Here is a 19,453-nt window from a genome sequence, read left to right as displayed (position 1 = left end):
CGCAAGCTGGTACAGTCGAGGGCTTTTCGGAATTTCCGAAGGGATTCACGTTTTCGCTTTTCGCAAGCAATTCACGTTTAGGGACGTTTATTAATGCCAACCATTAACCAACTCGTGCGTCAGGGCCGCACGGTCGAAGTTGTCAAATCCAAGAGCCCTGCTATGGAAAACTGCCCTCAGCGCCGCGGCGTGTGCACCCGTGTGTACACCACGACGCCTAAGAAGCCTAACTCCGCTCTGCGTAAGGTTGCCAAGGTGCGCCTGACCAACGGCTTCGAGGTCATCTCCTACATCGGTGGTGAAGGCCACAACCTGCAAGAGCACAGCGTTGTTCTGGTGCGCGGCGGCCGTGTGAAGGACTTGCCCGGTGTGCGTTACCACATCGTGCGTGGCTCCCTTGACCTGCAAGGCGTCAAGGACCGCAAGCAATCCCGTTCCAAGTACGGCGCGAAGAAGCCCAAGGCCAAGTAAGCCCTGCGTTTTTTCGAGGAAGGTGCTGTATCCCGCGTGGCGCGAGATTCAGCGTAGTGACCCCAAACGCAAGTGTTTTGCGCGGGTCGAGTAAGTGGGAGTCCTGTTGACTCTCGCGGTGTCTGAAAAGATGCCAACTGAAGCAAGATAGAGGTAAAAAATGCCACGTCGTCGCGAAGTCCCCAAACGTGAAATCCTGCCGGATCCCAAGTTCGGCAATGTCGAGCTGTCCAAGTTCATGAACGTGATCATGGAAGGCGGCAAGAAGGCGGTCGCAGAACGCATCATCTACGGTGCCCTGGACCTGATTCAAAAGAAGCACCCTGACAAAGACCCGCTGGAAGCCTTCGTTGTTGCCATCAACAACGTCAAGCCCATGGTCGAAGTGAAGTCCCGCCGTGTTGGCGGTGCCAACTACCAAGTGCCCGTCGAAGTGCGCCCCGTGCGTCGCCTGGCCCTGTCCATGCGTTGGCTGAAGGAAGCCGCCCGCAAGCGCGGCGAGAAGTCCATGGCCCAGCGCCTGGCCAACGAGCTGCTCGAGGCCACCGAAGGCCGTGGCGGCGCCATGAAGCGCCGTGACGAAGTTCACCGCATGGCCGAAGCCAACAAGGCATTCAGCCACTTCCGCTTCTAAGAGCACTTCGCTCCCGATCAGACAGGCCGCATGCATTTTTGCCTGCGGCCTTGTCTCGATTAGGAGCATCCCCAGATAAGACTGCTGTCCGTCTGCACCATGAGGCTGGAACGGGCAGAGACTCCCTCCATACGATCAAGGATCCATCATGGCTCGCAAGACCCCCATCGAGCGCTACCGCAACATCGGTATCTCCGCCCACATCGACGCAGGCAAAACCACCACCACGGAACGTATCCTGTTCTATACCGGTGTGACCCACAAGCTGGGCGAAGTGCACGACGGCGCTGCTACGACCGACTGGATGGAGCAAGAGCAAGAGCGCGGCATCACCATCACTTCCGCTGCAGTGACCTGCTTCTGGAAGGGCATGGACCTGTCCTACCCCGAACACCGTTTCAACATCATCGACACCCCCGGCCACGTGGACTTCACCATTGAGGTGGAGCGTTCCATGCGCGTGCTGGACGGTGCCTGCATGGTGTACTGCGCCGTGGGCGGCGTGCAGCCCCAGTCGGAAACCGTGTGGCGCCAAGCCAACAAGTACAAGGTGCCCCGTCTGGCCTTCGTGAACAAGATGGACCGTACCGGTGCCAACTTCTTCAAGGTCGTTGACCAGATGAAGCTGCGCCTGAAGGCCAACCCCGTGCCCGTCGTGATCCCGATCGGCGCCGAAGACAACTTCAAGGGCGTGGTCGACCTCGTCAAGATGAAGGCCATCATCTGGGACGAAGCCTCGCAAGGCATGAAGTTCGAATACCACGAGATCCCCGCCGAGCTGGTGGAGACCGCCAACAAGTGGCGTGAGAACCTCGTGGAAGCCGCCGCTGAAGCCAGCGAAGAGCTGATGAACAAGTACCTGGAAGAAGGTACTCTGTCCGAAGAAGACGTGAAGGCCGGCCTGCGCGCTCGTACGCTGGCTACCGAAATCCAGCCCATGCTGTGCGGTACCGCTTTCAAGAACAAGGGTGTGCAGCGCATGCTGGACGCCGTGATCGACTACCTGCCGGCGCCTGTGGACATCCCTGACGTCACCGGTACCGATCCCGAAAACGAAGAAACCAAGCTCAGCCGCAAGGCCGACGACGGTGAAAAGTTTGCGGCACTGGCCTTCAAGCTGATGACCGACCCGTTCGTCGGTCAGCTGACCTTCGTGCGCGTGTACTCGGGCGTCCTGACCAAGGGCGACACCGTGTTCAACTCGGTCAAGGGCAAGAAGGAACGCATCGGCCGTATCGTGCAGATGATGGCCAACGAGCGCGTGGAAGTCGAAGAAATCCGCGCCGGCGACATCGCTGCCTGCGTGGGCCTGAAGGACGTGACGACCGGCGAAACGCTGTGCTCCGTGGACGCCCCCATCGTGCTGGAACGCATGGTCTTCCCCGAGCCCGTGATTGCACAGGCCGTGGAGCCCAAGTCCAAGGCCGACCAGGAAAAGATGGGCATCGCCCTGTCGCGCCTGGCTGCCGAAGATCCGTCGTTCCGCGTGCGTACCGACGAAGAATCGGGCCAGACCATCATCGCCGGCATGGGCGAGCTGCACCTGGAAATCATCGTTGACCGCATGAAGCGCGAATTCAACGTGGAAGCCAACGTGGGCAAGCCCCAGGTTGCCTACCGCGAAACCATTCGCCAGAAGGTCGTGGACGTGGACGGCAAGTTCGTTCGCCAGTCCGGTGGTAAGGGTCAGTACGGCCACGTGGTGTTCACGGTCGAACCCCAGGAACCCGGCAAGGGCTTCGAGTTCGTCGACGCCATCAAGGGCGGTGTGGTTCCTCGCGAATACATCCCCGCAGTCGAGAAGGGCGTGATCGAAGCGCTGACTTCCGGCGTGCTGGCTGGCTACCCCGTCGTGGACGTGAAGGTCACGCTGACCTTCGGTTCGTACCACGATGTGGACTCGAACGAAATGGCGTTCAAGATGGCCGCCATCTTCGGTTTCAAGGAAGCTGCCCGCAAGGCCAGCCCCGTCATCCTGGAACCCATGATGGCTGTGGAAGTCGAGACGCCTGAAGACTACGCCGGTACCGTGATGGGCGATCTGTCCTCGCGTCGCGGCATGGTGCAGGGCATGGACGACATGGCCGGCGGCGGCAAGTCCATCAAGGCTGAAGTGCCTCTGTCGGAAATGTTCGGCTACGCCACGTCGCTGCGCTCGCAGACGCAAGGTCGCGCTACGTACACGATGGAGTTCAAGCACTACTCTGAAGCTCCCCGTAACGTGGCCGAAGCCATCGTTGCTGCTCGCTCGAAGTAAGCTTTTTTGTATAATTGAAGGCTTTTGAATCGCAGCACCCAGGCGTCTTGGCGCCGGGGTGCTGCGGTTTTTGCCGGTCTGCGATCCCATGCCGCCCTGTCACCTGTGCGGGGCGACCAAGCAATGGGGTGCAGACCTTAAACATCACACAGGTTTTGCTCTTTCGGAGAAATCATGGCAAAAGAAAAATTCCAGCGGAACAAGCCGCACGTCAACGTTGGCACCATCGGTCACGTGGACCACGGCAAGACGACCCTGACGGCTGCTATCGCTACCGTTCTGTCCAAGAAGTTCGGCGGCGAAGCCAAGGCTTACGACCAGATCGACGCAGCACCTGAAGAAAAGGCTCGCGGCATCACGATCAACACCGCCCACGTCGAGTACGAAACGGCCGGTCGCCACTACGCTCACGTTGACTGCCCCGGCCACGCCGACTACGTCAAGAACATGATCACCGGCGCTGCTCAAATGGACGGCGCCATCCTGGTGTGCTCGGCCGCTGACGGCCCCATGCCCCAGACCCGCGAGCACATCCTGCTGGCCCGTCAGGTGGGCGTGCCCTACATCATCGTGTTCCTGAACAAGTGCGACATGGTGGACGACGAAGAGCTGCTGGAACTGGTCGAAATGGAAGTGCGCGAGCTGCTTGCCAAGTACGACTTCCCCGGCGACGACACCCCCATCATCCGCGGCTCGGCCAAGCTGGCCCTGGAAGGCGACCAGTCCGACAAGGGCGAACCTGCCATCCTGCGCCTGGCTGAAGCACTGGACTCCTACATCCCCACGCCCGAGCGCGCTGTGGACGGTGCCTTTGCAATGCCCGTGGAAGACGTGTTCTCGATCTCTGGCCGTGGCACCGTGGTGACTGGCCGTATCGAGCGCGGCATCATCAAGGTCGGCGAAGAAATCGAAATCGTCGGTATCCGCGACACCCAGAAGACCATCGTCACCGGCGTGGAAATGTTCCGCAAGCTGCTGGACCAAGGTCAAGCTGGCGACAACGTGGGCCTGCTGCTGCGCGGCACCAAGCGTGAAGACGTGGAACGCGGCCAAGTGCTGTGCAAGCCCGGCTCCATCAAGCCCCACACCCACTTCACGGCTGAGGTGTACGTGCTGTCCAAGGACGAAGGTGGTCGCCACACTCCGTTCTTCAACAACTACCGTCCCCAGTTCTATTTCCGTACGACCGACGTGACCGGCTCCATCGAGCTGCCCGCCGACAAGGAAATGGTGATGCCTGGCGACAACGTGTCGATCACCGTCAAGCTGATCGCCCCCATCGCCATGGAAGAAGGTCTGCGCTTCGCTATCCGCGAAGGTGGCCGTACCGTGGGCGCTGGCGTGGTTGCAAAGATCATTGCGTAATTCTTGGAAAACTAGGAATACACAATGTCCAAGCAAAAAATCCGCATCCGCCTGAAGGCGTTTGACTACAAGCTGATCGACCAGTCGGCTGCTGAAATCGTTGACACTGCCAAGCGCACCGGCGCGATCGTCAAGGGTCCCGTGCCCCTGCCGACACGCATGAAGCGTTTCGACATCCTGCGCTCGCCGCACGTCAACAAGACCAGCCGCGACCAGTTCGAAATCCGCACTCACCAGCGCCTGATGGACATCGTTGACCCGACTGACAAGACGGTTGACGCTCTGATGAAGCTGGACCTGCCCGCAGGCGTGGACGTCGAGATCAAGCTGCAATAAGAACTTCACGGCCCCTTGCGGGGCCGTTGAAGGGCTTTGATTTAACGCGAACTTGCTTGAAAAGGCAGTTCGCGTTAAAATTTGGGGCTTCGCCTTTCTTGAGCGAAGTTTTATCAACCTTCTTTCGTGCGCAAGGCCTTGGACATCTGGGGCGGGAGCGCAACGCTGGGCCAATTGCAGTTTCAGCGGCGAAAGTTTTGGAGCAAACAAATGAGTCTGAGCAACTCCCTCGGGTTGCTGGGTCGCAAGGTGGGCATGATGCGTCTGTTCACCGATGACGGGGACGCAGTGCCCGTCACGGTGGTGGATGTGTCCAACAACCGTGTGACTCAGGTCAAAACCCAAGAGAACGATGGCTACGTGGCCCTGCAGGTCACTTTCGGTTCGCGCAAGGCATCTCGCGTGACCAAGCCAGAAGCCGGCCACCTTGCCAAGGCAGGTGTCGAAGCCGGTGAAGTGATGGGTGAATTCCGCGTGACCGAAGAAACCGCTGGCAAGTACGCCGCAGGCTCCGTCCTGCCCGTCGCCGAGCTGTTCTCGGTGGGCCAGAAGGTGGACGTGCAAGGCACTTCCATCGGTAAGGGCTTCGCCGGCACCATCAAGCGTCACAACTTCCGCTCGCAGCGCGCCTCGCACGGCAACAGCCGTTCGCACAATGTTCCCGGCTCCATCTCGATGGCCCAGGATCCAGGTCGCGTGTTCCCGGGCAAGAAGATGACCGGTCACATGGGCGATGAAACCATCACCACCCAAAATCTCGACGTGGTTCGCATTGACGAAGCACGCCAACTGCTCTTGATCAAGGGCGCTGTTCCGGGCTCCAAGGGTGGCTTCGTGACGGTGCGCCCCGCCATCAAGGCCAAAGCTTCCAAGGGAGCGAACTAATGCAGCTCGAACTCCTGAATGAACAAGGCCAGGCCGCATCCAAGTTCGATGCGCCCGAGACTGTTTTCGGTCGTGAATTCAACGAAGACCTCGTCCACCAGATCGTGATCGCCTACCGTGCCAACGCACGTCAGGGCACTCGCGCTCAGAAGGACCGCGAGCAGGTTCGTCACACGACTGCCAAGCCGTTCAAGCAAAAGGGCACCGGCCGTGCTCGTGCCGGTATGTCTTCCTCGCCTCTGTGGCGTGGCGGCGGCCGCATCTTCCCGAATCTGCCTGAAGAAAACTTCACGCAGAAGATCAACAAGAAGATGTACCGCGCCGGTATGGTTGCCATCCTGTCGCAGCTGGCCCGCGAAGGCCGTCTGGCCGTGGTGGACTCGCTGAAGCTCGAAAGCCCCAAGACCAAGGTGCTGGCCGACAAGTTCAAGGCCATGAACCTGGAATCGGTCATGGTGATCGCTGAAGAAGTCGACGAGAACCTGTACCTGGCTTCCCGCAATCTGAAGAACGTGTTCGTGGTCGAGCCGCGCTACGCCGACCCCGTGTCGCTGGTGCACTACAAGAAAGTGCTCGTCACCAAGGGTGCGATCGACAAACTCAAGGAGATGTTCGAATGAGCACGCTCAAGTTTGACGAAGGTCGTCTGATGCAGGTGTTGGTTGCTCCCATCGTGTCCGAAAAGGCCACCATGGTTGCCGAGAAGTCCAACGCCGTGACGTTCAAGGTGCTGCAGAGCGCCACCAAGCATGAAATCAAGGCCGCCGTGGAACTGATGTTCAAGGTGGAAGTTGCTGGTGTCTCCGTGGTGAACATCAAGGGCAAGACCAAGCGCTTTGGCAAGACCACTGGCCGCCGCGACCACGTTCGCAAGGCCTACGTGATGCTCAAGCCCGGTCAAGAGCTGAACCTGTCCGGGGAGGCTGCGTAATCATGGCTGTTATCAAGCTCAAACCGACGACCCCCGGCCAACGCGGCACGGTCAAGGTCACGCGTGACCATCTGCACAAGGGTGCAGGTTTCGCCCCCCTGCTGGAGCCTCAGCACCAGAAGTCGGGCCGTAACAACAACGGTCACATCACCACCCGTCACAAGGGCGGTGGCCACAAGCACCACTATCGCGTGGTGGACTTCAAGCGCACCAAGGACGGCATCCCCGCCAAGGTCGAGCGCATTGAGTACGACCCCAACCGTACGGCCCACATCGCTCTGGTGTGCTATGCCGACGGCGAGCGTCGCTACATCATTGCTCCGCGCAACCTGGAAGTCGGCGCAACGATCGTCAGCGGTTCGGAAGCCCCGATCCGCGTGGGCAACACCCTGCCGATCCGCAACATCCCCGTGGGTTCGACCATCCACTGCATCGAACTGAAGATCGGCGCTGGCGCGCAGATCGCCCGTTCGGCAGGTACGTCGGCTACGCTGCTGGCCCGTGAAGGCATCTACGCCCAAGTGCGTATGCGTTCCGGCGAAGTGCGCAAGGTGCACATCGAATGCCGCGCGACCATCGGTGAAGTCGCCAACGAAGAACACAGCCTGCGCCGTCTGGGCAAGGCCGGTGTGAAGCGTTGGATGGGTATTCGCCCGACCGTTCGCGGCGTGGTGATGAACCCTGTCGATCACCCGCACGGTGGTGGTGAAGGCAAGACCGGTGAAGGTCGTCACGCTGTTGACCCATGGGGCAACCTGACGAAGGGCTACCGTACCCGTAACAACAAGCGCACGCAGTCGATGATTGTGTCGCGTCGCAAGAAGTAAAGGGTAGCAAATGACTCGTTCTCTTAAAAAGGGTCCGTTTGTTGACCATCACTTGCTGGCAAAGGCCGAAAAGGCCGTCGCCACCAAGGACAAGAAGCCCGTCAAGACCTGGTCGCGTCGCTCCATGGTTCTGCCCGAGTTCATCGGTCTGACCATCGCCGTGCACAACGGCAAGCAGCACGTGCCCGTGTATGTGACTGACCAGATGGTCGGCCACAAGCTCGGCGAATTCGCGCTGACCCGTACCTTCAAGGGTCACCCGGCGGACAAAAAAGCCAAGAAGTAAGGAATAGAACATGTCTGAAACACGTGCTGTTCTCCGTGGCGTCCGCCTGTCTGTGGACAAGGGTCGCCTGGTCGCGGACCTGATCCGCGGCAAGAAAGTGGACCAAGCCCTGAACATCCTGACGTTCACGCAGAAAAAAGCTGCCGTGATCATCAAGAAGGTGCTCGAGTCCGCCATCGCCAACGCCGAGCACAACGACGGCGCCGACATCGACGAACTGAAGGTCAAGACCATCTTCGTCGAACAAGGCACCACGCTCAAGCGCTTCACCGCGCGTGCAAAGGGCCGCGGCAATCGCATCAGCAAGCCCACGTGCCACGTGTACGTGACGGTTGGCAACTGAAAGGCCTGGGAAGAATATGGGACAGAAAATCCATCCTACCGGCTTCCGCCTGGCTGTTAGCCGCAACTGGGCCAGCCGTTGGTACGCAAGCAACCGTGACTTCGCCGGCATGCTGGCCGAAGACATCAAGGTGCGCGAGTTCCTGAAGGCCAAGCTGAAGAATGCCGCCGTGTCGCGCATCCTGATCGAGCGTCCTGCAAAGAACGCCCGCATCACGATCTTCTCGGCACGTCCTGGTGTCGTGATCGGCAAGAAGGGCGAGGACATCGAGAACCTGAAGAAGGAACTCGCAACCCGTCTGGGCGTGCCCGTGGCTGTGAACATCGAAGAAGTGCGCAAGCCTGAAATCGATGCCAAGCTGATCGCCGATTCGATCTGCCAGCAGCTCGAAAAGCGCATCATGTTCCGCCGCGCCATGAAGCGTGCAATGCAAAACGCCATGCGTCTGGGTGCCCAAGGCATCAAGATCATGTCTTCGGGCCGTCTGAACGGTATCGAAATTGCACGTTGCGAGTGGTATCGCGAAGGCCGTGTGCCACTTCACACACTGCGCGCCGACATCGACTATGGCTTCTCCGAAGCCAAGACGACCTACGGTGTGATCGGTGTGAAGGTCTGGGTCTACAAGGGTGACACGCTGGGTCGTAACGACCTGCCGGCAGCCGAGACCCCCCGCCCCGAAGAAGAACGTCGTCCTCGCGGCCCCCGCCGTGATGGTCGCGGCGATGGTCGTCGTGACGGTGCTGGCCGTGGTGCCCGCCGCCCCGCAGGCGCTAACGCAGCACCTGCTGACGGCAGCGATAAGCCCGCCGGCGCTGGCGCTGATTCCGTTAAGCGCGTTCGCAAGACTGACGCGCCCGCTACAGCAGCGGACGGTAAAGGAGAATAAAGATGCTGCAACCTGCTCGCCGCAAATACCGCAAGGAGCAAAAGGGTCGCAACACCGGTATCGCAACGCGTGGTAACTCCGTTGCTTTCGGTGACTTCGGCCTGAAGTCCACTGACCGTGGTCGCCTGACGGCGCGTCAGATCGAAGCGGCTCGCCGCGCGATCTCGCGTCACGTCAAGCGTGGCGGTCGTATCTGGATCCGCGTGTTCCCGGACAAGCCAATCTCTACCAAGCCCGCAGAAGTGCGTATGGGTAACGGTAAGGGCAACCCCGAGTACTACGTGGCCGAAATCCAGCCCGGCAAGGTGCTCTACGAAATCGTGGGCGTCCCTGAAGAGCTGGCTCGTGAAGCGTTCCGCCTGGCCGCTGCAAAGCTGCCGCTGCGTACGACCTTCGTGTCCCGTCAAATTGGTGCCTAAGGAGAACAACATGACGAAAGCTGCTGAACTCCGCCAAAAAGACGTTGCCGGCCTGGAAGCCGAAGTGAAGTCCCTGCAAAAGGCTCACTTTGGCCTGCGTATGCAAAAGGCTACGCAACAGCTGGGTAACACGAACACGCTGCGTACCACGCGCCGTGACATCGCCCGCGCCAAGACCATCCTTGCTGAAAAGCAAGCTGCCAAGTAATCAGGAAGCCGACATGACGGAAGCTAAAAAATCCCTCAAGCGCACCTTGATTGGCAAGGTGGTCAGCGACAAGCGTGCCAAGACCGTGACGGTCATGGTTGAACGCCGCGTCAAGCACCCGATCTATGACAAGATCATGATCAAGTCCAGCAAGTACCACGCTCACGACGAGCAAGGTGAATACAAGCTGGGCGACGTGGTTGAAATCACGGAAAGCCGCCCGCTGTCCAAGACCAAGAACTGGGTTGCTACCCGCTTGGTGCAAAAGGCTGCTCTGGTGTAAGCCTACACAGGCCCACCGGCTGCAAGGCCACAGGAAACGACCCACAATGTGGGTCGTTTTTTCGTTTGGGGACCACCATTTCGGCGGCCCCCGGTTTTGCACCACAAAGGAGATAGAGATGATCAAAGTCGGAGATGCCCTGCCCGCTGCCACCCTGATGGAATACGTGGAAGTCGAAGGCAATGGCTGCAGCATCGGCCCCAACCCCGTGAAGCTGCCCGAAGCCGCTGCCGGCAAGACCATCGCGGTCTTCGCCGTGCCCGGCGCATTCACTCCCACCTGCTCGGCCAAGCATGTGCCCGGCTTCGTGGAGCAGGCCGAAGCCTTCAAGGCTGCCGGCGTAGACGAGATCTGGTGCCTGTCGGTCAACGACGCCTTCGTGATGGGCGCGTGGGCCCGTGACCAGAAGACCGACGGCAAGGTGCGCATGCTGGCCGACGGCGATGCCGCCTTCGCCAAGGCCACCGGCCTGACGCTGGACCTGAACGGCAAGGGCCTGGGCCTGCGCAGCAACCGCTACTCCATGCTGGTCAAGGACGGCAAGGTCGCCACGCTGAACGTGGAAGGCCCTGGCAAGTTCGAAGTCAGCGACGCTGCCACCCTGCTGGGCCAGGCCAAGGCCTGATCCTGATCGTGCTGCAGGCCTGCAGGGCCTGGGCACCGCGCTTTTGCGAAAAAAGGCATTGCACCCAGGTGCAATGCCTTTTTGTGTTTCAGGGGGCTGCTTCAGCCGGGCCCTAGAAGATATCGGCCTTGAGGTAATGCGCCCCTGCGATGGGGTTGTGATAGTAGGGCGGGATTTCCTGGAAGCCCAGGTCCGTGTAGAGGGCGCGTGCCGACTCCATATCGTCCAGCGTGTCCAGCAGCACATGGTCATAGCCAGCCTGGCGCGCCACATCGAGCATGGCCTCGGCGAGCTGGCGGCCCAGGCCGAAACCGCGAAAGGCCTTGCGTACGAACAGGCGCTTCATCTCGGCGGCGTTGGCGTAATCGCAGTTGTCCAGCGGGCGCAAGGCGCAGCAGCCGGCCACGGCGCCATCGACCTTGGCCAGCAGGATGTGGCCGCGCGGCGATGCGTATTCGCCAGGCAGATCGGCGATCTCGGCCTCGAAATCTTGAAATTGCAGATCGACATCTAGGCTTGCGGCGTACTCCTGGAAGATCTGGCGGACTTCGTCCATGTCTTCCAGGGGATTCGGCGCCAGCAAGGCGACAGCAGGCTTGTCCACGGGCACTTGGCTAAAACGACGGAAAACGCAGTGTAGCGGCAAGCTGGCAACGTCTGGCCACGCCGTCAGAAAGCAGCCCCCAGCTGCTGCACCCACCATGCGGCGGCGCCCGCCACCAACGCCAGGACCAATGCCAACAGGCGGCTGGCTGCCGTGTCGCGTGAAGAGGGCAGGGGTTCGGGCAAGTGCTTGTCTCCCGTCACCATGGCGCGCACCAGACCCCGTCCGCGCCAGGCATAGAACAGGATGGCCAACAGGTGCAGGGCCACCAGCGCGTACAGCAGATACTGCCCCCAGTGCGCGTGGTAGGCGGTGGCCTGTGCCACGGTGTCGCCCGATACAAAGCGGCCCAGCGGCCCGGAGAACGCAATCTCGTCGTCGCTGAGCAACCCGCTGCCCACCTGGGCGATCAGCACGGCCAGCATGGCAAACACGGACAGGGCGCCCAGCGGGCTGTGGCCTGCGCTGTCGCTCTCCGTTCCTTGTCCCCGCACATGGCGCAGCACGGTGGCGGGCGCGTGGATGAAGCTGGCAAATCGCGACCAGCGGCCGCCCACCAGGCCCCAAAGCAGGCGGAACAGCAGCAGGGCCAGCATGGCATGGCCCAGCAGCAGATGCCAGTTCATGGCATTGCCGCCCAGCTTGGCCGTCACGACCAAGCCGACCACCGTTACGGCCAGCAGCCAGTGAAACAGCCGGGTGGGCAGGTCCCAGATGCGGACCTTGTGCTTGGCGGCGCCTTGTGCGGTCGATTCTTGTGCCATGGCATGAAAGCTGGGATGGGGATGGGGCATTGTGCCGCCCCGCATTCCTGCGAGCACCAGGAATGCACCCTGGCCGTGGTCAATCAAAGCGGCGCCGGCAAGATGCCGCTGCCATACTGGTCCGGCAGATTTCCCCACACTCCCAAAGGAAAACCACGATGAAGAAAGTTTCTGCATGGGCGCTGGCCGCCCTGGTGGCCGCCACGGCGCTGCCCGCGTCCGCACAGTTCGCCAAGTCTGAAGACGCCATCAAGTACCGCCAGGGCGCGCTCGCCGTGCTGGGCCAGCATTTCGGGCGCCTGGGCGCCATGGCGAACGGAAAGATCCCCTTCGATGCCAAGGCGGCCCAGGAAAACGCCGAGGTGGTGGCCTTCATGGCCAAGCTGCCTTGGGCCGCGTTCGGCGCGGGCACGGAAGGTGGAAAGGCCAAGCCTGAAATCTGGAAGGAGCAGGCCAAGTTCCAGGACCTGTCGGAGAAGATGCAGGCCGAGACGGTCAAGCTCGCGGCTGCGGCCAAGTCCGGCAACCTGGACCAGCTCAAGGCCGCCTTCGGCCCGGCCGCCGCCAGCTGCAAGGCCTGCCACGACAGCTTCCGCAGCCGTTGAGCGGCGGGCGGAGGATGCACCAATGAAAAACCGGCCTGATGCCGGTTTTTTTGTGCCCTGGTCTGCGCTGTATCAGGCCTCGGCCAGCAGCTTCTCGATCAGCCGATGCAACTCAGCGAAGTCAGGTGCGCCCACATAGCGCTTCACGATGTCGCCGCGCTTGTTGACGATGTAGGTGGTGGGAGTCAGTTGCACATCGCCCCAGGCCCGGGCCACGGCGCCGGTGTTGTCCAGCGCGACCTTGAAAGGCAGCTTGCGCGAATCGGCGAAGTTCACCACATAGCTGGGCGGGTCGTAGCTCATGGCCACGGCCAGGGTCTCGAACCCCTGGCTCTGGAATTTCTGGTGGGTGGCAACGATCTCGGGCATCTCGGCCACGCAGGTGGTGCAGCTGGTGGCCCAGAAATTCACCAAGGTCACCTTGCCCTTGAGGTCGGCCGTGGTCTGCTTGCTGCCGTCCAGCAGCACGAAGGTGGACTGCGGCGCGGCCGTTTGGCCGGCACCCGAATACACCCATGCGCCCATGCCGGCGGCTGCGGCGATCACCACGCCTGCGATCCAATGTTTGCTTGCCATAGCGACGATTGTGCCCAAAGTTGCGCCCGAAGGCCTGCACGCATGCCGTGCACCGCCTTTCGATGCGCAGCAAGGGCAAAAGTTCGGGGCTCGGACAGGTCGGGCCATGCCGATAATGCCGGCATGACATTGATGGAAAGCTTTTCGAAAGCAAAGGGCCGCGCTCTGGCCCTGCGGCTTGGCGCCGCGATGCTGGTGTTGGCGCCCCTGGCCGCCTGCAGTCCCAGGCTGGATTGGCGGCAGGTCGCGGTCGAAGGCACGCCGCTGCGCGTGCTCTTGCCCTGCGATCCGCAATCCGCAACACGGCCGGTGGAGCTGGGCCAGGGCATGGGCACGGTGCAGATGTCCATGATGGGATGCGATGCCGATGCGTCGACCTACGCGGTGTCCCACTTCCTGGTCAGCGAGCCGTCCAGAGCCGCCGAGATGCTGTCGTATTGGCAGGCAGCCGTGCTCGGCCAGATGAACCCGGGTGCTCCGGGGCAGGCCCCGGCGGGCGCCAAGCAACTGCGCTCCAAGGAAGATGGCCCTTTCCTGCCTGCAGGCGCACTGAATCTGCCGCAGTCGCTGCGCACCACGTTTGAAGGCGTGGGGCCCCAGGGCTGGAAGCTCACCGCCCATGGCGTGTGGTTTGCACGAATGGAGCCGGCAGGCGCACGCCTCTACCATGCCGTCATCTACAGCGACAAGCCGCGCACAGACGAGGCCAACAACTTCTTCGCCAGCCTGCAACTGCAATAGCAACGGCAACAGGTTTCGGAGCCACGGATGCGGGAGGCAGCTGTGGCATGGAACGCAGTGCAGGCGCGCCGGTTGCCCTGCATGCGCCTGCGCACGCCATAATCGACTCCGAACCCTGTGACTTCATGACCACGCGCATCCTTTTGTTCACCCACGCACCTTTGGCCCATGCACTGCGCGAATGCGCCTTGCATGTGTTCGCCGACAGTGCCGAGGACGTCCTTGCCCTGGATGTGCCCGCTCAGGAGCCGCCCGAGGCCACCCTGATGCGTGCCGAGCAGTTGCTTGAGGACCATGGCGGCCTGGTGGCGCTGCCCACGCTGGTGCTGACCGACCTCTTTGGCGCGACGCCCTGCAACGTGGCGCAGCGCCTGGTGGCGCAGCTGCCTGCCGGGCGGCTGGTGGCCGGAGTGAACTTGCCCATGCTGCTGCGCTCCATAGGCTATCGCCACGAGGCGCTGGAAGCCGTGGCCGAGCGTGCCTTGGCGGGAGGCAGCCATGGGGTGATGCAGGTGGGCGTGAACACGCCTCAGAACCAGAGTCCGCGACCATCCAATGATCAAGACCCCTATAACCATCAGCAATAAACTGGGCCTGCACGCCCGCGCCTCCGCCAAGCTCACCAAGCTTGCAGGCAGCTTTCCCTGCGAAGTCTGGATGAGCAAGGGCGAGCGGCGCATCAATGCCAAGAGCATCATGGGCGTGATGATGCTGGCTGCCGGCATGGGCTCCGAGGTGCTGCTGGAAACCGAAGGACCGCAGGAGCAGGAAGCCATGGATGCGCTGACGGCCCTGATCAACGACAAATTTGGCGAAGGCCAGTGATGGGCCTCCGCTGCGCTGGCAGACGGTGAGCGCAAAAGAGCAACACGCGCCGGGCCCGGACGATGCCGCATTGCGACGGCCCGGGGCCTGCGCAGCAGCAGGCAAAGGACAGGCGCAATGACGTTTGCAATCCACGGACTGGCCGTTTCACGGGGCATTGCGATAGGACGCGCGGTGGTGGTGGCCTCCAGCCGCATGGAGGTGGTGCACTACTTCATCCGGCCCGACCAGGTGGACGCGGAAATCGACCGCGCCCGCAGTGCACGCAACGCCGTCATCGACGAGCTGCGCCGTCTGCAGGATGAAATGCCCCAGGATGCGCCGGGCGAGCTCGATGCCCTGCTCGACGTCCACCTGCTGCTGTTGCAGGACGAGGCCCTGGCCGCCGCCATCAAGCACTGGATTTCCGATCGTCTCTACAACGCCGAATGGGCGCTGACCACGCAGCTCGAGGTCGTCTCGCGCCAGTTCGACGAGATGGAGGACGAGTATCTGCGCGAGCGCAAGGCCGACCTGGAGCAGGTGGTCGAGCGCATCCTGCGCTACATGAAGGGCATGGCCAGCCCCGTGCCCGCGCCTGCCGCGCTGCCGCGAGCCGATGCAACGGGGGAGGGCGCGCCGCAGCAGCCGCTGCTGCTCGACGAAGTCACCGATGTGCCCCTGGTCCTGGTGGCGCAGGACCTGTCGCCGGTGGACATGCTGCAGTTCAAGAGCCGGCTGTTTGCCGGCTTCATCACGGCCGTGGGCGGTCGCACCTCGCACACGGCCATCGTGGCGCGCAGCATGGACATCCCGGCCGTGGTCGGAGCGCGCGCGGCCAGCCAGCTGATCCGCCAGGACGACTGGATCATCATCGATGGCAACGCAGGCGTCGTCATCGTCGATCCTTCTCCCATCATCCTGGCCGAATATGGCTTTCGCCAGCGCCAGAACGAGCTGGAGCGCGAGCGCCTCTCACGCCTGCGCCACACGCCCGCGCTGACGCTGGACGGAGAGCGCATCGAGTTGCTGGCCAATATCGAGCAACCCGGCGACGGGCCTGCGGCCGTGCATGCAGGCGCCGTGGGCGTGGGGCTGTTCCGCACGGAATTCCTGTTCATGGGGCGCGGCGGCAACCTGCCCGGTGAGGAGGAGCAGTACCGTGCCTACCGCGAAGCGGTGGACGGCATGCAGGGCATGCCCGTGACCATTCGCACGCTGGACGTGGGCGCCGACAAGCCGCTGGACAAGGCACAGCCCAAGGATTACTACCTGAACCCCGCGCTGGGTCTGCGTGCCATCCGCTGGAGCCTGGCTGACCCTGCCATGTTCCGCACCCAGTTGCGCGCCATCCTGCGTGCGGCGGCGCATGGGCAGATCCATCTGCTGTTTCCCATGCTGGCCCACCAAAGCGAGATCGAGCAGACCCTGGCCCAGGTGCGGCTGGCGCAAAGCGAACTCGACGCGCGAGGCGTGGCCCATGGCCCGGTCAAGCTGGGCGCCATGATCGAAGTGCCTGCGGCCGCGCTGATCGTGCGCACCTTTTTGCGTTACTTCGACTTCCTGTCGATCGGCACCAACGACCTCATCCAGTACACGCTGGCCATCGACCGCGCCGACGAGACCGTGGCCCATCTCTATGACCCCTTGCATCCCGCCGTGCTCAAGCTGGTGGCAGACGTGATTGCCGAAGGAAGGGCGCAGGGCAAGAGCGTCTGTGTCTGCGGGGAGACCGCCGGGGATGTGGGCATGACGCGCCTGCTGCTCGGCCTGGGTCTGCGCAGCTTTTCCATGCATCCGGCGCAGATACTGGTCGTCAAGCAGGAAATCTTGCGTGCCGACACACGCAAGCTGACTGCCTGGGCGCAGGAAGTCCTCCGCTCGGACAGTCCCGCAGCGCTGCTGGGACCATGAATTCATGCAGGCGAGGATGCGCAGAAAAAGATTTGCAACTTTAGTTGCGATTGATTCTCATTCGATGCTATGATCAGCCCCAATGCAGCAAGAAACTCTCTGGTGGGGAATTCGAGCTGCAAGCCTTTTTCAGTTTCATCGTGGGGCGACTCGCCAGGCCTGTTCAGCCTGCAGCAAGTCGGTTTGCCAGCCAGCGGTCTGCCGGTTAGCCAGGCTTTTTTTCTACGATGTCAGAAGAGGCAACATCGCCTCCAATTCAAGCAGAGCATGCGTCAGCGGCTCTGCTTTTTTGTTGCCTGCGCGTCTTGATGTGCCGTCATGCGGCCATGAAAAAGCCCTCGGCAGCAGGGCTGGCGAGGGCTGGGCATTGAGGGCCGCCTGGGTGCGGCGAGCTCAAACGCCTGCGGCGTGTGCCTGCTGATCCGCGTGGTAGCTGGAGCGCACCATGGCGCCCACGGCGGCGTGCGTGAAGCCCATCTTGTAGGCTTCTTCCTCGAACATCTTGAAGGTGTCGGGGTGCACATATCGGCGCACCGGCAGGTGGCTGTTGCTGGGCGCCAGGTACTGGCCGATGGTCAGCATGTCGATGTCATGGGCGCGCATGTCGCGCATCACCTGCAGGATTTCCTCGTCGGTCTCGCCCAGGCCCACCATGATGCCGCTCTTGGTCGGAACCTTGGGGTGCAAGGCCTTGAACTTCTTGAGCAGGTTCAGCGAGAACTGGTAGTCCGAGCCGGGACGCGCTTCCTTGTACAGGCGCGGTGCGGTCTCCAGGTTGTGGTTCATCACATCGGGAGGTGCGGCCTTGAGGATTTCCAGCGCACGGTCGTCGCGGCCACGGAAGTCGGGCACCAGGATCTCGATCTGGGTTAGCGGCGAGAGCTCGCGGATGTTCTTGATGCACTCCACGAAATGGCCCGAGCCGCCGTCGCGCAGGTCATCGCGGTCCACGCTGGTGATCACCACGTACTTCAGGCGCAGCTCGGCAATCGTCTTGGCAAGATTGAGCGGCTCGTTGGTGTCCAGCGGGTCGGGGCGGCCGTGGCCCACGTCGCAGAACGGGCAGCGGCGCGTGCACTTGTCGCCCATGATCATGAAGGTGGCCGTGCCCTTGCCGAAACATTCGCCGATGTTGGGGCAGGAGGCTTCCTCGCAGACCGTGTGCAGCTTGTTGGCGCGCAGGATGTCCTTGATCTCGTAGAAGCGCGTGGTGGGGCTGCCCGCCTTGACGCGGATCCACTCGGGCTTCTTGAGGGCCTCGCCATGCTCGACCTTGATCGGGATGCGCGAAAGCTTCGCTGCCGCCTTCTGCTTGGCCAGCGGGTTGTACTCGGCTTGGGACTGCGCTTCGCGCACGACGGTGTTGGTGGTCATGGTTCTGGATTCAGGGGGCTAGGCGGCGCTGCAACTGTCGTCCCAGCACGCGCGCGGCTTCGTCCCAGGTTGTCTGAACGCCGATTGTAGAAAGGTCCACCGTTTGCAGTCCTGCATAGCCGCAAGGGTTGATCCGTTCGTAGGGTTCCAGGTCCATGGCGGCATTCAGGGCAACGCCGTGATAGGTGCAATGCCGGCTGACCTTGATGCCCAGGGCTGCAATCTTGCCCAGCCCCGAAAAATCGGGCTGGGGCGCGGGCGAGCCGGGTGCGCGCAGTTGCGGGCGCTGGGCCAGCATGGCGTGGCTGCGAGGATCGTCGAGGCGCACGTAGATGCCGGGGGCGCCTTCCACGCGGTGGCCGGTGATGCCGAAATGCTCCAGCGTGCGGATGACCGCATCTTCGATGCGGAACACGTATTCCTTGACGAAGTAGCCCAGGCGCTGCAGATCGAGCAACGGATAGGCGACCACCTGGCCCGGGCCGTGGTAGGTGACCTGCCCGCCGCGGTTGGTTGCGACCACGGGAATGTCGCCAGGGCTCAGCAAGTGGTCACTTTTCCCGGCAAGGCCTTGCGTGAAATGCGGGGCGTGCTCGCAGATCCAGAGCTCGTCGCGCGTGCCGGCATCGCGGCCGCTCGTGAATGCCTGCATGGCCTGCACCGTGGCTTCGTAGTCGGTGCGGCCCAGCAGGCGCAAGTCCAGCGTCTGCGCAAGCTCGGTGGCTGGGGCGCTCAAAGCACCACTTTCACAAGCGGGTGCGAGGTGAACGCCCGGTACAGGTCGTCGAGCTGCTCGCGGCTGGTGGCCGTCACCGTGACGGTGACACCCAGGTATTTGCCGCTGCTGCTGGGGCGCAACTCGATGGTGCTGGGGTCAAAGGCGGGGTCGAAGCGCTCGGCGATCTGGGTGATTTCATGCACCAGATGCTCGGCCTTGATGCCCATGACTTTGATGGGAAACTGCGATGGGTACTCGATCAACGAGTCCTTGCGCGGGTCCGCGCCCGGCGCGGCTGCTGGTGCGGAGGAGGGGGTGGGGGCGTCGGTCATAGGTGAATCAAGGTTAATCGCTTGGCGTTGGAGGCGATTGTGCGCTATCGTTCGCGGCCATGTCGCAGCCTGGGGCTGCCGCGCCGCCGGTCACGAAAACTCCACACACAACAAACAAGCTGCCTGCGGTGCGAGGCTGGCGTTGTTGGCCTGCTGCCACACAGCCAGGCTGCCGCCGCCGTTTTGGGCATGCCCGTAACAACCCCTATCGTTCGGCAGGGGTTTTTACTTATAATCAGAGGCTTTGTGAAAAAGTCTTGTC

The 19,453-nt window shown here is 62.1% G+C and carries 27 protein-coding genes; 21 read left to right on the top strand and 6 right to left on the bottom strand.

The genetic code is table 11. The features are described 5' to 3' along the window. Positions 1–93: 93 nt before the first annotated feature. The 16 genes from rpsL (at position 94) to ACM14_RS17935 (ending at position 10,759) form a co-directional block, all read left to right on the top strand. Positions 94–471: a 30S ribosomal protein S12 gene (rpsL, locus tag ACM14_RS18010; RefSeq protein ID WP_012202325.1), complete on the top strand. Its 378-nt coding sequence runs from the start codon at positions 94–96 to the stop codon at positions 469–471. 160 nt (positions 472–631) lie between these two features. After that, positions 632–1,105, top strand: a complete 474-nt coding sequence (gene rpsG, locus ACM14_RS18005; protein WP_012202326.1) for a 30S ribosomal protein S7 — start codon at positions 632–634, stop codon at positions 1,103–1,105. Positions 1,106–1,253: 148 nt separating this feature from the next. Next, positions 1,254–3,362, top strand: coding sequence for an elongation factor G (gene fusA / locus ACM14_RS18000; RefSeq protein ID WP_013800248.1), 2,109 nt, complete (start codon positions 1,254–1,256; stop codon positions 3,360–3,362). A gap of 174 nt (positions 3,363–3,536) precedes the next feature. Then, positions 3,537–4,727 carry an elongation factor Tu gene (gene tuf / locus ACM14_RS17995; protein ID WP_013800249.1) on the top strand — a complete coding sequence of 397 codons (1,191 nt, stop codon included), beginning with the start codon at positions 3,537–3,539 and terminating at the stop codon, positions 4,725–4,727. Positions 4,728–4,751: 24 nt separating this feature from the next. Further along, positions 4,752–5,063, top strand: a complete 312-nt coding sequence (gene rpsJ, locus ACM14_RS17990) for a 30S ribosomal protein S10 (RefSeq protein WP_003059431.1) — start codon at positions 4,752–4,754, stop codon at positions 5,061–5,063. A 210-nt stretch (positions 5,064–5,273) separates the two neighbouring features. Further along, positions 5,274–5,948, top strand: a complete 675-nt coding sequence (gene rplC, locus ACM14_RS17985; protein WP_012202329.1) for a 50S ribosomal protein L3 — start codon at positions 5,274–5,276, stop codon at positions 5,946–5,948. Continuing rightward, entirely contained in the window at positions 5,948–6,568 is a 621-nt protein-coding gene (gene rplD, locus ACM14_RS17980) for a 50S ribosomal protein L4 (protein ID WP_012202330.1), read from the top strand. The genes rplC and rplD overlap by 1 nt, the downstream gene beginning before the upstream one ends. Further along, positions 6,565–6,879, top strand: a complete 315-nt coding sequence (gene rplW / locus ACM14_RS17975; protein WP_012202331.1) for a 50S ribosomal protein L23 — start codon at positions 6,565–6,567, stop codon at positions 6,877–6,879. Before rplD ends, rplW begins: the two co-directional genes overlap by 4 nt. A gap of 2 nt (positions 6,880–6,881) precedes the next feature. Next, positions 6,882–7,706 carry a 50S ribosomal protein L2 gene (rplB, locus tag ACM14_RS17970; RefSeq protein WP_012202332.1) on the top strand — a complete coding sequence of 275 codons (825 nt, stop codon included), beginning with the start codon at positions 6,882–6,884 and terminating at the stop codon, positions 7,704–7,706. Positions 7,707–7,716: 10 nt separating this feature from the next. Then, positions 7,717–7,992 carry a 30S ribosomal protein S19 gene (gene rpsS, locus ACM14_RS17965; protein ID WP_012202333.1) on the top strand — a complete coding sequence of 92 codons (276 nt, stop codon included), beginning with the start codon at positions 7,717–7,719 and terminating at the stop codon, positions 7,990–7,992. Positions 7,993–8,002: 10 nt separating this feature from the next. Continuing rightward, on the top strand, positions 8,003–8,335 hold the full coding sequence (gene rplV, locus ACM14_RS17960) for a 50S ribosomal protein L22 (RefSeq protein WP_012202334.1): 333 nt from the start codon (positions 8,003–8,005) through the stop codon (positions 8,333–8,335). A gap of 16 nt (positions 8,336–8,351) precedes the next feature. After that, positions 8,352–9,224 carry a 30S ribosomal protein S3 gene (rpsC, locus tag ACM14_RS17955; RefSeq protein WP_012202335.1) on the top strand — a complete coding sequence of 291 codons (873 nt, stop codon included), beginning with the start codon at positions 8,352–8,354 and terminating at the stop codon, positions 9,222–9,224. A gap of 2 nt (positions 9,225–9,226) precedes the next feature. After that, complete coding sequence (rplP, locus tag ACM14_RS17950; protein WP_012202336.1) at positions 9,227–9,643, top strand: 50S ribosomal protein L16; 417 nt, start codon at positions 9,227–9,229, stop codon at positions 9,641–9,643. A 10-nt stretch (positions 9,644–9,653) separates the two neighbouring features. Further along, positions 9,654–9,851 (top strand): 50S ribosomal protein L29, encoded by a 198-nt coding sequence (gene rpmC / locus ACM14_RS17945; protein ID WP_012202337.1) that lies wholly within the window; start codon positions 9,654–9,656, stop codon positions 9,849–9,851. Positions 9,852–9,864: 13 nt separating this feature from the next. After that, positions 9,865–10,134 (top strand): 30S ribosomal protein S17, encoded by a 270-nt coding sequence (rpsQ, locus tag ACM14_RS17940; protein ID WP_012202338.1) that lies wholly within the window; start codon positions 9,865–9,867, stop codon positions 10,132–10,134. 118 nt (positions 10,135–10,252) lie between these two features. Then, the gene (locus ACM14_RS17935) at positions 10,253–10,759 is read left to right on the top strand and encodes a peroxiredoxin (RefSeq protein WP_013800250.1); all 507 of its coding nucleotides are present in this window, start codon (positions 10,253–10,255) and stop codon (positions 10,757–10,759) included. Between the two features lie 112 nt (positions 10,760–10,871). On the opposite strand, the gene ACM14_RS17930 is transcribed toward ACM14_RS17935, so the two are convergent. Both ACM14_RS17930 and ACM14_RS17925 read right to left on the bottom strand, forming a co-directional pair. Then, positions 10,872–11,363 (bottom strand): GNAT family N-acetyltransferase, encoded by a 492-nt coding sequence (locus ACM14_RS17930; protein ID WP_065346900.1) that lies wholly within the window; start codon positions 11,361–11,363, stop codon positions 10,872–10,874. Between the two features lie 65 nt (positions 11,364–11,428). After that, positions 11,429–12,127, bottom strand: coding sequence for a cytochrome b/b6 domain-containing protein (locus ACM14_RS17925; RefSeq protein WP_065346899.1), 699 nt, complete (start codon positions 12,125–12,127; stop codon positions 11,429–11,431). Between the two features lie 158 nt (positions 12,128–12,285). Here ACM14_RS17925 and ACM14_RS17920 point away from each other — a divergent pair, with 158 nt between their 5' ends. Continuing rightward, positions 12,286–12,732: a cytochrome c gene (locus ACM14_RS17920; RefSeq protein ID WP_065346892.1), complete on the top strand. Its 447-nt coding sequence runs from the start codon at positions 12,286–12,288 to the stop codon at positions 12,730–12,732. 72 nt (positions 12,733–12,804) lie between these two features. Here ACM14_RS17920 and ACM14_RS17915 read toward each other — a convergent pair whose 3' ends face one another. Further along, positions 12,805–13,308, bottom strand: coding sequence for a TlpA disulfide reductase family protein (locus ACM14_RS17915; RefSeq protein WP_043780365.1), 504 nt, complete (start codon positions 13,306–13,308; stop codon positions 12,805–12,807). A 123-nt stretch (positions 13,309–13,431) separates the two neighbouring features. Here ACM14_RS17915 and ACM14_RS17910 point away from each other — a divergent pair, with 123 nt between their 5' ends. The 4 genes from ACM14_RS17910 (at position 13,432) to ptsP (ending at position 16,767) form a co-directional block, all read left to right on the top strand. Beyond that, positions 13,432–14,049, top strand: a complete 618-nt coding sequence (locus tag ACM14_RS17910; protein ID WP_170962108.1) for a hypothetical protein — start codon at positions 13,432–13,434, stop codon at positions 14,047–14,049. 125 nt (positions 14,050–14,174) lie between these two features. Then, positions 14,175–14,636: a PTS sugar transporter subunit IIA gene (locus ACM14_RS17905; RefSeq protein WP_170962107.1), complete on the top strand. Its 462-nt coding sequence runs from the start codon at positions 14,175–14,177 to the stop codon at positions 14,634–14,636. Then, complete coding sequence (locus ACM14_RS17900) at positions 14,605–14,874, top strand: HPr family phosphocarrier protein (protein ID WP_012202346.1); 270 nt, start codon at positions 14,605–14,607, stop codon at positions 14,872–14,874. Before ACM14_RS17905 ends, ACM14_RS17900 begins: the two co-directional genes overlap by 32 nt. Before the next feature lie 117 nt (positions 14,875–14,991). Then, entirely contained in the window at positions 14,992–16,767 is a 1,776-nt protein-coding gene (gene ptsP, locus ACM14_RS17895; protein ID WP_012202347.1) for a phosphoenolpyruvate--protein phosphotransferase, read from the top strand. Between the two features lie 393 nt (positions 16,768–17,160). On the opposite strand, the gene lipA is transcribed toward ptsP, so the two are convergent. From lipA to ACM14_RS17880, 3 genes are all read right to left on the bottom strand, one after another. Next, positions 17,161–18,141 carry a lipoyl synthase gene (gene lipA, locus ACM14_RS17890; protein ID WP_013800257.1) on the bottom strand — a complete coding sequence of 327 codons (981 nt, stop codon included), beginning with the start codon at positions 18,139–18,141 and terminating at the stop codon, positions 17,161–17,163. Between the two features lie 10 nt (positions 18,142–18,151). Next, positions 18,152–18,793, bottom strand: coding sequence for a lipoyl(octanoyl) transferase LipB (gene lipB / locus ACM14_RS17885; protein WP_254662080.1), 642 nt, complete (start codon positions 18,791–18,793; stop codon positions 18,152–18,154). Between the two features lie 80 nt (positions 18,794–18,873). Continuing rightward, positions 18,874–19,191: a YbeD family protein gene (locus tag ACM14_RS17880; RefSeq protein ID WP_034397898.1), complete on the bottom strand. Its 318-nt coding sequence runs from the start codon at positions 19,189–19,191 to the stop codon at positions 18,874–18,876. Between the last annotated feature and the right edge of the window lie 262 nt (positions 19,192–19,453).

Source organism: Delftia sp. JD2 (assembly GCF_001682645.1).
GTDB lineage: Bacteria > Pseudomonadota > Gammaproteobacteria > Burkholderiales > Burkholderiaceae_C > Comamonas > Comamonas acidovorans.
The sequence above is the reverse complement of the archived record's forward strand: the minus strand, read 5'-3'. Positions and strand labels throughout refer to the sequence as shown.

Bases quoted from the DNA above. Each gene is read 5' to 3' on its own strand.
- ACM14_RS17880 (WP_034397898.1), bottom strand. From the start codon at position 19,191: ATGACCGACGCCCCCACCCCCTCCTCCGCACCAGCAGCCGCGCCGGGC.
- rpsG (WP_012202326.1), top strand. From the start codon at position 632: ATGCCACGTCGTCGCGAAGTCCCCAAACGTGAAATCCTGCCGGATCCC.
- ACM14_RS17900 (WP_012202346.1), top strand. From the start codon at position 14,605: ATGATCAAGACCCCTATAACCATCAGCAATAAACTGGGCCTGCACGCC.
- rpsJ (WP_003059431.1), top strand. From the start codon at position 4,752: ATGTCCAAGCAAAAAATCCGCATCCGCCTGAAGGCGTTTGACTACAAG.
- rpsQ (WP_012202338.1), top strand. From the start codon at position 9,865: ATGACGGAAGCTAAAAAATCCCTCAAGCGCACCTTGATTGGCAAGGTG.
- rpmC (WP_012202337.1), top strand. From the start codon at position 9,654: ATGACGAAAGCTGCTGAACTCCGCCAAAAAGACGTTGCCGGCCTGGAA.
- rplB (WP_012202332.1), top strand. From the start codon at position 6,882: ATGGCTGTTATCAAGCTCAAACCGACGACCCCCGGCCAACGCGGCACG.
- ACM14_RS17935 (WP_013800250.1), top strand. From the start codon at position 10,253: ATGATCAAAGTCGGAGATGCCCTGCCCGCTGCCACCCTGATGGAATAC.
- rplC (WP_012202329.1), top strand. From the start codon at position 5,274: ATGAGTCTGAGCAACTCCCTCGGGTTGCTGGGTCGCAAGGTGGGCATG.
- ACM14_RS17915 (WP_043780365.1), bottom strand. From the start codon at position 13,308: ATGGCAAGCAAACATTGGATCGCAGGCGTGGTGATCGCCGCAGCCGCC.
- rplW (WP_012202331.1), top strand. From the start codon at position 6,565: ATGAGCACGCTCAAGTTTGACGAAGGTCGTCTGATGCAGGTGTTGGTT.
- ACM14_RS17910 (WP_170962108.1), top strand. From the start codon at position 13,432: ATGACATTGATGGAAAGCTTTTCGAAAGCAAAGGGCCGCGCTCTGGCC.
- ptsP (WP_012202347.1), top strand. From the start codon at position 14,992: ATGACGTTTGCAATCCACGGACTGGCCGTTTCACGGGGCATTGCGATA.
- rplP (WP_012202336.1), top strand. From the start codon at position 9,227: ATGCTGCAACCTGCTCGCCGCAAATACCGCAAGGAGCAAAAGGGTCGC.
- fusA (WP_013800248.1), top strand. From the start codon at position 1,254: ATGGCTCGCAAGACCCCCATCGAGCGCTACCGCAACATCGGTATCTCC.
- lipA (WP_013800257.1), bottom strand. From the start codon at position 18,141: ATGACCACCAACACCGTCGTGCGCGAAGCGCAGTCCCAAGCCGAGTAC.
- ACM14_RS17920 (WP_065346892.1), top strand. From the start codon at position 12,286: ATGAAGAAAGTTTCTGCATGGGCGCTGGCCGCCCTGGTGGCCGCCACG.
- rpsC (WP_012202335.1), top strand. From the start codon at position 8,352: ATGGGACAGAAAATCCATCCTACCGGCTTCCGCCTGGCTGTTAGCCGC.
- ACM14_RS17905 (WP_170962107.1), top strand. From the start codon at position 14,175: ATGACCACGCGCATCCTTTTGTTCACCCACGCACCTTTGGCCCATGCA.
- rpsL (WP_012202325.1), top strand. From the start codon at position 94: ATGCCAACCATTAACCAACTCGTGCGTCAGGGCCGCACGGTCGAAGTT.
- rpsS (WP_012202333.1), top strand. From the start codon at position 7,717: ATGACTCGTTCTCTTAAAAAGGGTCCGTTTGTTGACCATCACTTGCTG.
- lipB (WP_254662080.1), bottom strand. From the start codon at position 18,793: ATGCAGGCATTCACGAGCGGCCGCGATGCCGGCACGCGCGACGAGCTC.
- rplV (WP_012202334.1), top strand. From the start codon at position 8,003: ATGTCTGAAACACGTGCTGTTCTCCGTGGCGTCCGCCTGTCTGTGGAC.
- ACM14_RS17925 (WP_065346899.1), bottom strand. From the start codon at position 12,127: ATGGCACAAGAATCGACCGCACAAGGCGCCGCCAAGCACAAGGTCCGC.
- rplD (WP_012202330.1), top strand. From the start codon at position 5,948: ATGCAGCTCGAACTCCTGAATGAACAAGGCCAGGCCGCATCCAAGTTC.
- tuf (WP_013800249.1), top strand. From the start codon at position 3,537: ATGGCAAAAGAAAAATTCCAGCGGAACAAGCCGCACGTCAACGTTGGC.